A 16,347-nucleotide genomic window follows, 5' to 3' on the forward strand; every position below is an offset into this window, starting at 1 on the left:
AATATAAAAATGAAAAAAATACTTTTATTATTAACAGTTTTTTCAATGGTTTTCACTTCTTGTGATCCATTAGAAGATATATATGAAGAAGTTGATGCTAATGCATCTGGAGTAGCAGGAGACGTAGTACTTACGCTTACGGATGAAGATTATGAAACTTTAGGTTTGTCTTATGGTAGTTTTAATTCAGAAGATGAAGCAAAAGAAGCTTTACCTGGTTTTTTATCAGATAAATACCCAGTTTGGGGAAATAGATCTACTGCATTAATTTCTTATGACTTATATGTAGGGAATGCATTTTCTGTTAAAAATTATACTTTAAGTTTAGAAGATTACGCAACTAGCGGAAGTACTTTATTAGGCTTTGAAGTTACTACTACGCCAGCAGACTACTTAACAGACATCATTGCAGGTGAATATGACGAGGCTAATGAAGGAGATTATGTATCTGCTTATTATGACCAATATACAGGTAGCGTATTTACGGTAACTCCAGAGGTTTCTTTAGATGAAAATTTAGATTACGGTACAGTTGCTGGAGATTTAACCACTGTTTCTGGTGGTTCTTGGGTTAGTCATTCAGGTGCTCCTAATGAATTAATGTATGTAGCTGATGGTTTAACAATGGCAGATTATCCATCTTCAAATGTTGGTGGAGCTTTAGAAATTTCTACTTCAGGTTCAGAAGATGTAAATACAGCTATTTCTCCAGAATTAACTTCAAATAAAGTTTACTCTAGTGCTTTAATTAAATTAAGTGAAGTAGGTGACGGAACTTATTTTTTCCATTTAATGGAAGAAGATGGGAGTTTTAACTTTTCAGCAAGAACAGGAGCTAAAAGCGATGGTAATGGAAAAGTATTATTTGGTATAGGTGCAAGTTCAAGTTCATTAACTTACGGAACAACAGCTTACGAATTAGATACTACTTACCTTATAGTAACTTCTTATGAAGTAGAAACAGGTATTGCAAATTTATATGTATTAACAGCAGTTTCAGATGTAGAACCAACAACTCCTGAAGCTACTAATACTGGAAACTCTGGTAATTCTGCAAAAAGAATTGGTATCCGTCAAGGAGGTGGTGGACCATCTGCAATAATTGATGGTTTCCGTGTTGCAAACACTTGGTCTTCTATTATGAGTAATGAAACTTTAGAAGATGAAACTGTAGGTGATAAAGAAACATATAATGCAATTTATACTTTTACTGAAGGAGCTTGGGTATTACCTTCTGGTAATGGTTATTATTCATTAACTGATGCAGATTTTGCTTCAATAGGTATCGAAAACTTTGGAAGTTCAACTTCTGCAGGTGATTATTTACCAGCATTCTTAAATCTTAAATATCCTTATGCATTAGAAGGAGATGTATTAAATGTATTGTATAAATATGTTTCTAGTTCAAGTGGAGAGCAAATACGTGGTGATGCATATACAAAAACAGCTGGTGTTTGGGTTGCACATGAGTCTACAGTAGTTGCTTCTTTACAATTAGAGCATGATGGTAGTAATTGGTTACCAGATAATACGATTAAATATGAATTAGTTGATGCTGATTATACATTAATTAAAGATACGTATGGAGAAAACCCAGATTTTGCAGCTGCTGTTGCAAACTTAGATACTTATGGAAACATCAGTACTTTTAACTGGACTGATGAGCAAATTGATACTGTAATTAATACAGTAATTAATAAGCACTTCTCTGGTATGGAAGAAGATCAAAAATTTGCAATTACAGTTTTTGTTTATAATGGTTCTTCTCAAAATGTAGTTTACAGATATATTTTAAAAGGAGATACTTACATAAGAAATTAATTTTTTCTTACATAAATTATTAAAACCACCTCAAATGAGGTGGTTTTTTTATTATTAAAATTAGTAACTTTACAGCTTTAAAAATCTATTAAAAAATATAATGAAAGACGTACATTCATATTGGGCTTATTTAGTATTAGCAATTTTAATCTTTACAGTATTTAATGCTATTACAGGTGTTATTAAAAAAAGAACATTTACAGATAAAGATTTAAGATTAGGGTTGTTTACCTTAATTCTATCTCATATACAATTATTAATTGGTTTAGGATGGTATTTTATGTCGCCTTGGTATAAAGCATTAAAAGCTAACGGAAGTGAAGTTATGGGAGACAAAGCAGCAAGACTTTTAGCAGTAGAACATCCTTTAATGATGGTTATTGCTATTGTGCTTATTACAATAGGTTGGTCTAAACATAAAAAGAAAACAGAAGACACAGCAAAATTTAAAACTTTTGCAATCTTTTACGGAATTGCTTTATTATTAATTCTTTCTAGAATACCTTGGAGTAACTGGTTTTAATAACTAACATTTCTGCCTAAGTAGAAACCTTTATTAGAGTTCAATGAAAATTTTAAGTTATATAGTATCACCAATTTTTATATTGGTGTTTTTTTTAAGTCTAGTTATATTTCATCCATTACAATGGTTGGGCTTAAAAATATTTGGATATAAAGGACATCAGTTGGTGGTAGATTATATGAACTGGTTTTTATCCAAAACACTATTAATTCTAGGAGTCGTTGTAAAGGTTAATAATCCACATAAATTACCAGAAAATTGTTCGCTTATTTTTGTGTCTAACCATCAAAGTATGTTTGATATTTCTCCAATTAGTTGGGCGTTTAGAAAGTATCAACCAAAATTTGTATCAAAAAAAGAGTTAGGTAAAGGCATACCAAGTATTTCATTTAACCTAAGACATGGCGGTGCCGCATTAATAGATAGAAAAGATCCAAAGCAAGCAATTTCTGCTTTAATAACCTTTTCCAAAAGAATTAAGGAAAATAAATGGGGAGCTGTTATATTCCCAGAGGGGACTAGGAGTAGAGACGGTAAGCCTAAGCAATTTGCAATAAACGGACTAAAAGTAATAACTAAAGTCAATAAAGAGGGGTATATTGTGCCGATTACCATAAATAATTCGTGGAAAATTTTTAAATACGGAAAATTTCCATTAGGTTTAGGTAGTCCAATTACATTTACAGTTCATCAACCCGTAAAAATAAACACTTTACCTTTTGATGAATTATTAGAAAAAACAGAATCAGTTATTAAAGAACACATAAAATAAAACCATGTCTATACACAACGTAAGAAAAGAAGTGATGCTAACTTTAGAAAAAAGTATGGATCGCTTTATGGAAAAATACTTAATCCCTGCAGAAAAAATCTGGCAGCCAACAGACTTTTTGCCTAATTCTCAAAAAGACTCTTTTATTACTGAGGTAGAAGAAATTAGAGAACTATCTAAAGAGTTGCATGACGATTTTTGGGTTGTACTTGTAGGAGATACCATTACAGAAGAAGCATTACCAACCTACGAATCTTGGTTATTAGATTTAGATGGAGTATGTCAAGATCCAGACAATAGTTGGGCAAAATGGGTAAGAACCTGGACAGCAGAAGAAAACAGACACGGAGACGTGTTAAATAAATACCTTTATTTATCAGGGCGCGTAAATATGCGTGAAGTAGAAATTTCTACACAACACTTAATTGCAGATGGTTTTGATATTGGTACATCAACAGATCCATATAAAAACTTTGTCTACACTAGTTTCCAAGAATTAGCAACCTATGTTTCACACAACAATGTAGCTAAAATTGCACGTAAAAAAGGACACAAAGCCTTGGCTAAAATGTCAAAGATTATTGCAGGAGACGAAATGCGTCACCACAAAGCATATACAGAATTCGTAAAAGAAATCTTTAAAATTGATCCGAGTGAAATGATGTTGGCTTTTCAACACATGATGAAATATAAAATTGTAATGCCTGCAATGCATTTAAGAGAATCTTTTGAAGAGAAAGGGACTTTGTTCGATGATTTTTCTATCGTTGCACAAAGAGTGGGCGTTTATACAGGTTTCGATTATGTAGACATTATAAGAAAGTTAAATGAAGCTTGGGAAATTGATAAAATTACAAATCTTACGCCAGAAGCAGAAAAGGCAAGAGATTATTTAATGAAGTTACCAGACAGAATGTACAGAATTACAGAAAGAATTGTAGTTCCTCAAACTGACTTTAAATTCAAGTGGATGTTAAATCCTAGTTAGTATTAGAAGCTATTTCCTGCTTTCCGTTATATCTTTTTGTGAAAAACAAAAAGGATGTCACTGCAATCAGGGCTAAACTAGTTTGCTTACTAAGGTCATTGCAAAGCAAATGTTTTGTATAATCTAGCAATCTTTTATAAGAAAGATCAGCCCCTTCAGGTTTCAAAAACCTAAAGGGGCTTTTTTATTTAATACAATTATGTTTTCTATTTTCTATCTGTTCAACTTTTTTTGATGTTTATTTGTAATTGCTCGCTTGCAAAGAATTCTAGTAAAGGAAATATAATTAGAGTTTTCATTGAACCCTCAAAATCTTTCACATCGAAGTATTGTGAAGTCTAATGACAGTGATAATGCCAAACTGTACGCAAAACAGATATTATATAAAAAGTTTTGCGAATTAATTAGTTGTTCTAAATAGGTTTCAGAACTTGATTCAATGAGTTAATAAAAAAAAATACACGCCATTTAGAGGAACAAAGCAATTTCACCTTCTAATTATATCTAATAATAAATCATTTACAGAAGAGTTCCTCTCATATATTAGAGTCTATGTTCTTGTTTTTTTTGTAAAATCTATATTAAAAGGATTATTCTAACACTCCGAGGATAATTAACCTAAGTACTTTTTTACAAAAAGAATCATACCAAGAACTATTATTGCGCCAGAAATGACGTAATTCTTAACTAACTGAACACATTTCAACCAAACTATTTCATAGAGCAACGCACATTTCAACAAGTCTCAAACAATAAAAAGGTCTATTTCCACTAAAATAAACCTTCCAACGACCTTATGTTTTCTCTGTTCCTCTGCGTTAAAAACAAGCATCCACTTCCAAAACCACCCTAAAACCTAAAACCTTCAAAATACCCTCAAAAAAACTTTCTTCATAAACTGCTAAAAACAAGTATCTTAAAACCTATTGTAAAATTAAATTAAAATAAAGGTAAAAAAATAGTTGTTAGATTAAAAATGAGTTGTAAGTTTGCACCCGCTAACAGTAATATCACACAGTTAGCAACGTTCATTGAGGAGTTGTAAGTAAGGTGATTATTAGTATTTTAATTAGATAAAATGTCAAAATTTTATTAAAAATAAAATAACAATTTCCTTAGGTTTATAATTAAAAAGAGTTGTGTGTTTGCAGTCCGAAATTTTCGGCAAAAACGTTCAAGGTTTTTTTAGTTTTAGAGCAAGCAAAAAGAAATTAAAAAAAAAGTTTAATTTTTTATTGTCAGATTAGAAATAGTTTGTATGTTTGCAGCCGCTAAGAATTACAGCGAAAACGATCAAAGAAAATTTGGAATGACTCTTAAACGAGTTAGTTAGTTCGAGTCTAACATTTCTACAAAGTTTTATTTAGGGAGTAGCTTTTAAGTTGCTTTTTAAGATTGAAGCAAAGTTCATTGAAAATATTGAAATTGACAGCGTAATTAAAGAGTAGAATAACCATGTTTAGATTTATTTAAACAAATTCTTTTGAAACTTATTCATTAAAATATTTAAAATATACAATGAAGAGTTTGATCCTGGCTCAGGATGAACGCTAGCGGCAGGCTTAACACATGCAAGTCGAGGGGTAACATTGTGCTTGCACAGATGACGACCGGCGCACGGGTGCGTAACGCGTATAGAACCTACCTTTTACTGAGGGATAGCCTTTAGAAATGAAGATTAATACCTCATAGTATTGAGACTCGGCATCGAGTTTTAATTAAAGATTTATTGGTAAAAGATGGCTATGCGTCCTATTAGTTAGATGGTAAGGTAACGGCTTACCATGACTTTGATAGGTAGGGGTCCTGAGAGGGAGATCCCCCACACTGGTACTGAGACACGGACCAGACTCCTACGGGAGGCAGCAGTGAGGAATATTGGGCAATGGAGGCAACTCTGACCCAGCCATGCCGCGTGAAGGATGACTGCCCTATGGGTTGTAAACTTCTTTTATACAGGAAGAAACACTGGTATGTATACCAGCTTGACGGTACTGTAAGAATAAGGACCGGCTAACTCCGTGCCAGCAGCCGCGGTAATACGGAGGGTCCGAGCGTTATCCGGAATCATTGGGTTTAAAGGGTCCGCAGGCGGTCGATTAAGTCAGAGGTGAAATCCCATAGCTCAACTATGGAACTGCCTTTGATACTGGTTGACTTGAGTCATATGGAAGTAGATAGAATGTGTAGTGTAGCGGTGAAATGCATAGATATTACACAGAATACCGATTGCGAAGGCAGTCTACTACGTATGTACTGACGCTGAGGGACGAAAGCGTGGGGAGCGAACAGGATTAGATACCCTGGTAGTCCACGCCGTAAACGATGGATACTAGTTGTTGGGCATTAGCTCAGTGACTAAGCGAAAGTGATAAGTATCCCACCTGGGGAGTACGGTCGCAAGACTGAAACTCAAAGGAATTGACGGGGGCCCGCACAAGCGGTGGAGCATGTGGTTTAATTCGATGATACGCGAGGAACCTTACCAGGGCTTAAATGTAGTCTGACAGCTTTAGAGATAGAGTTTTCTTCGGACAGATTACAAGGTGCTGCATGGTTGTCGTCAGCTCGTGCCGTGAGGTGTCAGGTTAAGTCCTATAACGAGCGCAACCCCTGTCGTTAGTTGCCATCAAGTAAAGTTGGGGACTCTAACGAGACTGCCTACGCAAGTAGTGAGGAAGGTGGGGATGACGTCAAATCATCACGGCCCTTACGTCCTGGGCCACACACGTGCTACAATGGTATGGACAATGAGCAGCCATCTGGCAACAGAGAGCGAATCTATAAACCATATCACAGTTCGGATCGGAGTCTGCAACTCGACTCCGTGAAGCTGGAATCGCTAGTAATCGGATATCAGCCATGATCCGGTGAATACGTTCCCGGGCCTTGTACACACCGCCCGTCAAGCCATGGAAGCTGGGAGTGCCTGAAGTCGGTCACCGCAAGGAGCCGCCTAGGGTAAAACTGGTAACTAGGGCTAAGTCGTAACAAGGTAGCCGTACCGGAAGGTGCGGCTGGAACACCTCCTTTCTAGAGAAAGATGGTGAGTTACAAAAAAAGGTCATTTTTACTCTTTGCTGTTAATTTTATAATATAAGTATTTTAAGCTATTATAGTCTCGTAGCTCAGCTGGTTAGAGCGCTACACTGATAATGTAGAGGTCGGCAGTTCGAGTCTGCCCGGGACTACAAAAAGCTAAAGTACTAAGGAAATTCTGGAAGTAAGAGGATTCTACATTCATAATTTAGGATTTATTCTGAATTTCATAATGGGGGATTAGCTCAGCTGGCTAGAGCGCTTGCCTTGCACGCAAGAGGTCATCGGTTCGACTCCGATATTCTCCACAACGGTCAATTTCAAGTAAATAGACCACAAGTTCATTGACATATTGGTAAAATGATATCGTAAGAATCAAATAGATAGAGAACAATTAGAATATTTATATTCTAATTAAATAATTTTTTTATAAAAATATAAAAGAGTTCATTATAGTATGGAAACATACTGTAGCAAAAAGTACAATAAGTTAAGTAAGGGCGTATGGCGGATGCCTAGGCTCTCAGAGACGACGAAGGACGTGATAAGCTGCGAAAAGCTACGGGGAGGGGCACATACCTTTTGATCCGTAGATATCCGAATGGGGCAACCCGGCATGTTGAAGACATGTCACCTAGCAATAGGGGTAAACCCGGTGAACTGAAACATCTAAGTAACCGGAGGAAGAGAAAACAATAGTGATTCCGTTAGTAGTGGCGAGCGAACGCGGATTAGCCCAAACCTATTTTGTTACGGCAAAATAGGGGTTGTAGGGCCACGATATTCGAAGATAAGTGAATTAGAACAGTTTGGAAAGACTGACCATAGAGGGTGATAGTCCCGTAAAAGTAAGCGAATTTAAGATAGTGGTACCCTGAGTAGTGCGGGACACGAGTAATCCTGTATGAATCCACCGGGACCATCCGGTAAGGCTAAATACTCCTGAGAGACCGATAGTGAACTAGTACCGTGAGGGAAAGGTGAAAAGAACCCTAAGTAAGGGAGTGAAATAGAACCTGAAACCGTACGCCTACAAGCGGTCGGAGCATCATTTATGATGTGACGGCGTGCCTTTTGCATAATGAGCCTACGAGTTACTGTTTCTAGCAAGGTTAATTGATTAAGTCAAGGAGCCGTAGCGAAAGCGAGTCTGAATAGGGCGCTTTAGTTAGTAGTAGTAGACGCGAAACCGAGTGATCTACCCATGGGCAGGTTGAAGCTGTGGTAACACACAGTGGAGGACCGAACCAGTTGACGTTGAAAAGTCTTTGGATGACCTGTGGGTAGGGGTGAAAGGCCAATCAAACTCGGAAATAGCTCGTACTCCCCGAAATGCATTTAGGTGCAGCGTTGAGTAAAAGTTTTATAGAGGTAGAGCTACTGATTGGATGCGGGGGCTTCACCGCCTACCAATTCCTGACAAACTCCGAATGCTATAAAATGTTTCTCAGCAGTGAGGGCATGGGTGCTAAGGTCCATGTCCGAGAGGGAAAGAACCCAGACCATCAGCTAAGGTCCCCAAATATATGTTAAGTTGAAAAAACGAGGTGAAATTGCTTAGACAGCTAGGATGTTGGCTTGGAAGCAGCCATTCATTTAAAGAGTGCGTAACAGCTCACTAGTCGAGCGATTTCGCATGGATAATAATCGGGCATAAACATATTACCGAAGCTATGGATTAACGTTGAAAGACACGTTAGTGGTAGGGGAGCATTGTAATCAGCGTAGAAGGTGTACTGTGAGGTATGCTGGAGTGTTTACAAAAGAAAATGTAGGCATAAGTAACGATAATGGGGGCGAGAAACCCCCACACCGAAAGACTAAGGTTTCCTCAGCGATGCTAATCAGCTGAGGGTTAGTCGGGTCCTAAGGCGAATCCGAAGGGAGTAGTCGATGGATAACAGGTTAATATTCCTGTACTTCTTATAATTGCGATGGGGTGACGGAGTAATGAAAGCACCGCGAACTGACGGAATAGTTCGTTGAAACATGTAGCTATTGGCACTGTAGGTAAATCCGCAGAGTTAGGTGAAATGTGATAGTACCAAGCGTCTTCGGACAATTGGATAGTGTGCCTAAGGGCTTCCAAGAAAAACCTCTAAGCTTCAGATTATAAGAACCCGTACCGTAAACCGACACAGGTAGTTGGGATGAGAATTCTAAGGTGCTCGAGAGATTCATGGCTAAGGAACTAGGCAAAATAGACCCGTAACTTCGGGAGAAGGGTCGCCCATCTTCGGATGGGCCGCAGTGAAAAGGTCCAGGCGACTGTTTATCAAAAACACAGGGCTTTGCTAAATTGAAAGATGATGTATAAGGCCTGACACCTGCCCGGTGCTGGAAGGTTAAGTGGAGGGTTTAGCTTCGGCGAAGATCTGAAATGAAGCCCCAGTAAACGGCGGCCGTAACTATAACGGTCCTAAGGTAGCGAAATTCCTTGTCGGGTAAGTTCCGACCTGCACGAATGGTGCAACGATCTGGACACTGTCTCAGCCATGAGCTCGGTGAAATTGTAGTATCGGTGAAGATGCCGATTACCCGCAGCGGGACGAAAAGACCCCGTGAACCTTTACTATAGCTTAGTATTGGCTTTGGATAAGTAATGTGTAGGATAGGTGGGAGACATTGAAGCGGCGTCGCTAGGCGTTGTGGAGTCGTCCTTGAAATACCACCCTTTGCTTATCTAGAGTCTAACTCAGAGATGAGGACAGTGCTTGGTGGGTAGTTTGACTGGGGTGGTCGCCTCCAAAAGAGTAACGGAGGCTTCTAAAGGTACCCTCAGTACGCTTGGTAACCGTACGTAGAGTGCAATGGCATAAGGGTGCTTGACTGAGAGACATACAGGTCGATCAGGTTGGAAACAAGAGCATAGTGATCCGGTGGTTCCGCATGGAAGGGCCATCGCTCAAAGGATAAAAGGTACTCCGGGGATAACAGGCTGATCTCCCCCAAGAGCTCATATCGACGGGGGGGTTTGGCACCTCGATGTCGGCTCGTCACATCCTGGGGCTGGAGAAGGTCCCAAGGGTTGGGCTGTTCGCCCATTAAAGTGGCACGCGAGCTGGGTTCAGAACGTCGTGAGACAGTTCGGTCTCTATCTGCTGTGGGCGTTAGAAATTTGCGTGGATCTGACTCTAGTACGAGAGGACCGAGTTGGACTGACCTCTAGTGTACCTGTTGTTTCGCCAGAAGCATAGCAGGGTAGCTACGTCGGGAAGGGATAAGCGCTGAAAGCATATAAGCGCGAAACCCACCACAAGATGAGATTTCTTTAAAGGGTCGTAGAAGATTACTACGTTGATAGGTCATAGGTGTAAAGGCAGTAATGTCATAGCCAAGTGATACTAATAACCCATAGACTTATGTACGCTTCCCGCCGAAAGGCGGGAGCAGAACCTCTTTATTTATTAGACGATTTAGATATTATTTTACCATATGTTAACTTATACAGTTAAAATTATTTAGCTGAAAATTTTAGGGTGGTTATAGCATTGGGGCTCACCTCTTCCCATCTCGAACAGAGAAGTTAAGCCCAATCGCGCCGATGGTACTGCATTTATGTGGGAGAGTAGGTCGCCGCCTTTCTTTAATCTTGAATATTCAAGATCCTAAACCTCAATTCTTATGAATTGAGGTTTTTTTTGTCCTAAACTCAAAGGTTTGTTATGGGGTTGCATGTACTCGTTACAAACGAGCACTAGCGAAATTTTAATCCTTGTTATTTTCTATTCTTAGATAGATTAATTTAAGTGACTTGAGATGTTTAAACAAGTTCAGTATGACTATGTTTGGTTTATTCTTTAGAACTGCAGTCTTATTTCTGAATTATATTCTTTTTTGCGTGAAGGATAGTAGTGTAAAGCCCACAGTGAGGTACGAGCGAGGACTTGTAGTGTATAGCCTGACCATTTTTACGCAATATGTTACCTATTATAAATTTTGTTTTTTAAAATGGGCACGCCCTAATCATTTACAAAATTATGGTGTACTATGTAGTTATAAAAGGATTAATTACTAAATGATTGATATAATAATTTTTTATAAGATTTAAGAAATCTCATTTCTACATTGAATTAAGCCTATTTTAGTTATTTGGTTGAACTTCTATTGTTCAATTTTAAACGCATCCATATCAATTAAAAAGCTCAATTTTTCTCGACCTTTAGTTTGTTTATCTTTGAATAAAGTAGCCTTTATAATTCCAACTTCATTCTTTTTTAAATTAGAAGATTCCTCACCTAAATAATCAATCAATAAAGAGTTTCCTGTGTATTGATAATTATTGGCGTCCTTTCCGGTTCTATTTACGCCAATAACATAACTCATGTTTTCTATTGCACGTGCTTTTAAAAGTGTTTTCCAAGCTTTAATTCGAATAGTTGGCCAATTTGCCATAAAAATTAAAAGGTCGTAATTTTCGGTATTTCTAGCCCAAACTGGGAATCGTAAATCATAACAAATTAATGGGCATATTTTCCATCCTTTGTAATTTACAATTAATTTTTCCGAGCCAGATGTATATACTTTATCTTCCCCAGCTAAAGTAAATGAATGTTTTTTATCATATATCTCTATTTTTCCGGATGGATGTACAAATACCAAACGATTGTAAAAGTTACCTTTTTGTGTAATCACTAAACTTCCACAAATAGCAAGATTCTTTTCTTTTGCCATTTTTAACATCCACGAAACGGACTTTCCGTCCATTTTTTCAGCAACGATTTCTGGTTTCATGGTAAAACCTGTAGTGAACATTTCTGGCAATACCACAAGATCTGTATCTTTAGAAAGTCGAATAATTTTTTCTTCAAAAAAGGCAAGATTTCTTTCTGGATTTTCCCAAATTAAATCAGCTTGAATGCCGACAACGTTTAATTCATTTTGCATCAAAAAATAATTTAATGTTTAAAGATGTATAAAAGTAAGTTTTTGTAATTTAGAAATCCAAAAAAAAGCTATGCAATCTTTTATTTCTACTACAATAGAGACTATTTTAAAAACAACAAAATCTTTTGAAGATGTCATTTTTGTACTTCCTTCTCAAAGAGCAAAAGTATTTGTAAAACAAACCTTTAAAGATAAAATTACCGTTGGTTTTTTACCAGAAATTATAAATGTTGAGCAGTTTATCAATAAAATTTCAGGAATAGAAAAAGCAGATAGCATTCAATTATTATTTCACTTTTACACTATTTATAAGGGGATAGAGAAGGAACCGGTAACTTTTGATGTCTTTGCATCTTGGGCTTTTACGGTTATTCAAGATTTTAACGAGATAGATCAACACTTAATAGAAACAAAAGATATCTTTCATTATTTAAGAGATATTCAGCGTTTAAAAAAATGGTCTGTAGAGGGAGAGTTTAAAGAAACAGAATTAATGAAGGATCATTATTTGTTTCTAGAAAAACTTAACACGTACTACAATGCATTTTACCAATTTTTAAAAGAAAATAATATAGGGTATCAAGGTTTAATTTATAGAGAATCTTGTAATAAAATAGATTACTTTTTAGAAGATAATGTAAATAAAAAGTTCTTTTTTATTGGTTTTAATGCTTTAAATGCTGCAGAGGAATTGTTATTTCAGAAAGTTTTAGAAGGTGGAAACTCAGAAATTTATTGGGATATTGATGAAGTTTTTTTTAAATCGAATCATCAAGCAGGTAAATTTATTAGAAGGTATAAGAAAGAGTGGAGATATTATGAGAAAAATGATATAAAATCCTTAGGAGAAACCTTTTCTGCGCCTAAAAATATTGAAGTTATTGGTGCTTCTAAAAATACCACTCAAATTAAATATGCAGGTGAGATTTTAGAGAAAATTACAGATTTTAAAAATACTGCTTTGGTGTTAGCAGATGAAACATTGTTGCCAATCACTTTAAATTCTTTGCCTAAAAACATCAATGCTATTAACATTACCATGGGATATCCGTTAAAAGATGTGCCTACAACAAACTTGCTATTCTCTATATTTCAACTATTTATTTCTCAAGATAAATTGCAGAAATCTATTGTGAATGAGTTTTATTATAAAGATGTAATTCGGTTTTTAAAGCACCAATCTATTTACAGGTTAATTCCCGAAATAGATGCCTTTTCAGACAATATAGCAAAACATAATCAGACGTTTATCAACCAGGATGATATTCATAAATTATTAGAAAATTCAGAAGTAGTATTAAAACAAGTGTTGGTTTCAATATTTAGTACTTACGCTTCCGTAGATGAATTTATAGACAGAATTTTAAACTTAATAAACTACCTAAAAGAAGATGTTAGCGATTTAGAAAAAGAATATTTATTTCGATTTTACACCACATTTACGCAGTTAAAAACATTGCAAAATGAGTTTAAATATTTTCCAGATTTAAAAACATTAGCACTGTTTTTTAGACAATTAATTTCTTCGGAAAGTTTATCATTTCAAGGAGAACCATTAAGAGGTTTGCAGTTAATGGGAATGTTAGAAACCCGTGTTTTAGATTTCGAAAACATCATTTTAGTTTCTACAAACGAAGGAGTTTTACCAGCTAGTAGTCAGCAAAATTCTTTTATTCCTTTTGATGTTAAAGTAGAGTTTGGCCTGCCAACCTATAGAGAAAAAGATGCTATTTTCTCATATCACTTTTTTAGATTAATGCAAAGAGCAAAAAACGTTTTTATCATTTATAATACAGAACACGACGTTTTAGGAAGTGGAGAAAAAAGTAGATTTGTTACGCAATTAGAAATGATGCGAACAGATGTAATTCAAAAAACGGTTGCTCCAAAAGTAGTGAATCAAAAAGTGGAATTGAAAGAAATTAAAAAGGATGAAACTGTTTTAGAAAAGCTGCAAGAATTGGCTGAAAAAGGAATTTCTCCATCTGCATTAACCAATTATTTATACAATCCGATTTCGTTTTATAAACAAAAAATAATAAAACTTAAAGAGTTTGAAGATGTAGAAGAAACCGTTGCCTATAATACGTTAGGTACTGTTGTTCACGAAACTTTGGATGAATTGTATACGCCCTTTGTAAATAAGTTTTTACAAGCGGAAGACATCGATTCAATGAACAAGAAGTCGAAAGATTTAGTAGTAAAGCATTTTAAAGAAGCATTTAAAAACGGAGATATTTCTACAGGTAGAAATCGTTTAATTTTTGAAGTAGCCAACCGATTTGTCAATAATTTCTTAGCACAAGAAAAAGAATTATTAAAAGATAAAAACAATCAATTAAAGATTCTTGCAACTGAAGAAAATTTATCCGCAGAAATAGAAATTGAAGGAATCGATTTTCCTATTAAAATTCACGGTCAAGTAGATCGAGTGGATGAGCTCAATGGTGTTTTGCGCATTATTGATTATAAAACGGGCATGGTTAGTAGCTCCGATTTACGCGTGGTAGAATTCGAAAAACTAAGAGAAAAAGAGCAACACAAAGCCATTCAGGTACTACTATATGCTTATTTGTACACTAAAAGTAAAAACTACGATTTTAAGAAACCTTTAGAAGGTGGTATTTATTCTTTTAAGAACTTAAATAGTGGTTTTTTATCAATTAATTTTTCATCGAATTATAGAAAGCCAGATGTAGAAATTACCGAAGATAAATTAGAAGAATTTATTGTTGAGATAAAAGCGTATATTAAAGAGATGTATACCTTAGATATAGATTTTATTGAACCCGCAGATTTAAAATATTAAAATATTTTTTTGGCGTTACCACAAGGGGCAGGTTTTCCGTTACAAGTCCTCGTTCCTACCTCACTGTGGGCTTTTCACTGCAATCCTTAACGCAAATGTAATTACCTTTGTAAAAAATAATTTTTTGAGCACAACTATTACTTTAAAGAAGATTAATAAGTTAGCAATTCCTGCTTTAATTGCAGGTATAGCAGAACCATTATTATCTATTACAGACACAGCAATTATTGGTAACATCTCTGAAAATGCAACAGAAAGTTTGGCCGCTGTGGGAATTGTAGGCGCATTCATTTCTATGTTAATTTGGGTTTTCGGACAAATCAGAAGTGCCATTTCTTCTATTCTTTCGCAATATGTTGGCGCCAACAAATTAGATGAAGTAAAAGGATTACCAGCGCAAGCAATTGCCATTGTAGTTTTTGGAAGTTTAATTATATTGGCAATTTCATATCCGTTTGCAAAACAAATTTTTGAATTTTATAATGCATCCGGAACTGTTTTAGAGTATTGTGTTACCTATTTTAAAATACGAATATTCGGATTCCCATTTTCACTTTTTGTATTTGCTGTATTTGGTGTTTTTAGAGGTTTACAAAACACTTATTATCCAATGATTATTGCAATTATAGGGGCTTTGTTAAATGTTTTTTTAGACATTATTCTAGTATACGGAATTGAAGGCTATATACCAGCTATGAATATAGAAGGTGCTGCATATGCAAGTATTATCGCTCAAATTACTATGGCTATTATTGCCTTAGTTATGTTGCTAAAAAAAACGTCTATATCCTTAAGAATTAGTTTTCCTTTTCATAATGAAGTGCCGCGTTTGTTAGGAATGATAGGAAATCTTTTTGTAAGAACTATTGCCTTAAATACCGCTTTATACTTTGCTACTTCCTATGCAACAGATTATGGTAAAGAATACATTGCTGCCTATACAATTGGTGTTAATATTTGGTTGTTAGGTGCTTTTATGGTAGATGGGTATGCTAGTGCAGGAAATATATTATCTGGAAAATTTTTAGGAGCAAAAGATTATACTTCTTTAGTAGAACTAAGTAATAAACTTTTAAAATATGGTTTGGCAATAGGGGTGCTTATTGGTCTGATTGGTTTTATTTTTTACAATTTCATCGGACAAATTTTTACGAAAGAACCTGCTGTTTTAGAACAGTTTTACAATGTTTTTTGGATTGTTTTATTAATGCAACCTATAAATGCCATCACTTTTATTTTTGATGGAATGTTTAAAGGAATGGGAGAAATGAAATATTTAAGAAACCTCTTACTTCTTTCTACTGCATTGGTTTTTATACCCACATTATTAGTTTTTGATTATTTTGATTTAAAATTAATTGCAATTTGGATTGCCTTTACACTTTGGATGATTGCAAGAGGATTGCCATTAATTATTAGGTTTAGATCTAAGTTTATACCATTAGTAATCAACGAATAATTTTTACGTGTCATTCCGAAATGAGCTTTTAGCGATTGAAGAATCTCTT

Annotated in this window: 7 protein-coding genes, 2 tRNA genes and 3 rRNA genes; 11 read left to right on the forward strand and 1 reads right to left on the reverse strand. The window is 35.5% G+C overall.

The genetic code is table 11. The features are described 5' to 3' along the window. The first annotated feature begins 9 nt into the window (after nucleotides 1–9). The 9 genes from H0I27_RS01810 (at nucleotide 10) to rrf (ending at nucleotide 10,728) form a co-directional block, all read left to right on the forward strand. Nucleotides 10–1,821 (forward strand): hypothetical protein, encoded by a 1,812-nt coding sequence (locus tag H0I27_RS01810; protein ID WP_218732239.1) that lies wholly within the window; start codon nucleotides 10–12, stop codon nucleotides 1,819–1,821. Nucleotides 1,822–1,921: 100 nt separating this feature from the next. Beyond that, complete coding sequence (locus H0I27_RS01815; RefSeq protein ID WP_218732240.1) at nucleotides 1,922–2,344, forward strand: hypothetical protein; 423 nt, start codon at nucleotides 1,922–1,924, stop codon at nucleotides 2,342–2,344. A 43-nt stretch (nucleotides 2,345–2,387) separates the two neighbouring features. Continuing rightward, on the forward strand, nucleotides 2,388–3,116 hold the full coding sequence (locus H0I27_RS01820) for a 1-acyl-sn-glycerol-3-phosphate acyltransferase (protein WP_218732241.1): 729 nt from the start codon (nucleotides 2,388–2,390) through the stop codon (nucleotides 3,114–3,116). Nucleotides 3,117–3,120: 4 nt separating this feature from the next. Beyond that, nucleotides 3,121–4,104: an acyl-ACP desaturase gene (locus H0I27_RS01825; protein WP_165734367.1), complete on the forward strand. Its 984-nt coding sequence runs from the start codon at nucleotides 3,121–3,123 to the stop codon at nucleotides 4,102–4,104. Nucleotides 4,105–5,619: 1,515 nt separating this feature from the next. After that, a 16S ribosomal RNA gene (locus H0I27_RS01830) occupies nucleotides 5,620–7,137 on the forward strand. Between the two features lie 84 nt (nucleotides 7,138–7,221). After that, a tRNA-Ile gene (locus H0I27_RS01835) sits at nucleotides 7,222–7,295 on the forward strand. Nucleotides 7,296–7,377: 82 nt separating this feature from the next. Further along, nucleotides 7,378–7,451, forward strand: a tRNA-Ala gene (locus H0I27_RS01840). Between the two features lie 175 nt (nucleotides 7,452–7,626). Continuing rightward, a 23S ribosomal RNA gene (locus H0I27_RS01845) occupies nucleotides 7,627–10,511 on the forward strand. Nucleotides 10,512–10,618: 107 nt separating this feature from the next. After that, a 5S ribosomal RNA gene (gene rrf, locus H0I27_RS01850) occupies nucleotides 10,619–10,728 on the forward strand. The 16S, 23S and 5S rRNA genes sit together here with 2 tRNA genes alongside, the layout of an rRNA operon. 519 nt (nucleotides 10,729–11,247) lie before the next feature. Here the strand turns inward: rrf and H0I27_RS01855 are convergent. Then, on the reverse strand, nucleotides 11,248–12,030 hold the full coding sequence (locus tag H0I27_RS01855) for a nitrilase family protein (RefSeq protein WP_218732242.1): 783 nt from the start codon (nucleotides 12,028–12,030) through the stop codon (nucleotides 11,248–11,250). A 70-nt stretch (nucleotides 12,031–12,100) separates the two neighbouring features. Here H0I27_RS01855 and H0I27_RS01860 point away from each other — a divergent pair, with 70 nt between their 5' ends. Both H0I27_RS01860 and H0I27_RS01865 read left to right on the forward strand, forming a co-directional pair. After that, on the forward strand, nucleotides 12,101–14,839 hold the full coding sequence (locus H0I27_RS01860; RefSeq protein ID WP_218732243.1) for a PD-(D/E)XK nuclease family protein: 2,739 nt from the start codon (nucleotides 12,101–12,103) through the stop codon (nucleotides 14,837–14,839). 124 nt (nucleotides 14,840–14,963) lie between these two features. Further along, nucleotides 14,964–16,298 (forward strand): MATE family efflux transporter, encoded by a 1,335-nt coding sequence (locus tag H0I27_RS01865; protein WP_218732244.1) that lies wholly within the window; start codon nucleotides 14,964–14,966, stop codon nucleotides 16,296–16,298. Nucleotides 16,299–16,347 lie beyond the last annotated feature (49 nt).

It is taken from the genome of Polaribacter sp. HaHaR_3_91 (assembly GCF_019278525.1).
GTDB lineage: Bacteria > Bacteroidota > Bacteroidia > Flavobacteriales > Flavobacteriaceae > Polaribacter.

Excerpts from the sequence above, each read along its gene's own strand:
- H0I27_RS01860 (WP_218732243.1), top strand. The coding sequence starts at position 12,101 with ATGCAATCTTTTATTTCTACTACAATAGAGACTATTTTAAAAACAACA.
- H0I27_RS01820 (WP_218732241.1), top strand. The coding sequence starts at position 2,388 with ATGAAAATTTTAAGTTATATAGTATCACCAATTTTTATATTGGTGTTT.
- H0I27_RS01855 (WP_218732242.1), bottom strand. The coding sequence starts at position 12,030 with ATGCAAAATGAATTAAACGTTGTCGGCATTCAAGCTGATTTAATTTGG.
- H0I27_RS01825 (WP_165734367.1), top strand. The coding sequence starts at position 3,121 with ATGTCTATACACAACGTAAGAAAAGAAGTGATGCTAACTTTAGAAAAA.
- H0I27_RS01815 (WP_218732240.1), top strand. The coding sequence starts at position 1,922 with ATGAAAGACGTACATTCATATTGGGCTTATTTAGTATTAGCAATTTTA.
- H0I27_RS01810 (WP_218732239.1), top strand. The coding sequence starts at position 10 with ATGAAAAAAATACTTTTATTATTAACAGTTTTTTCAATGGTTTTCACT.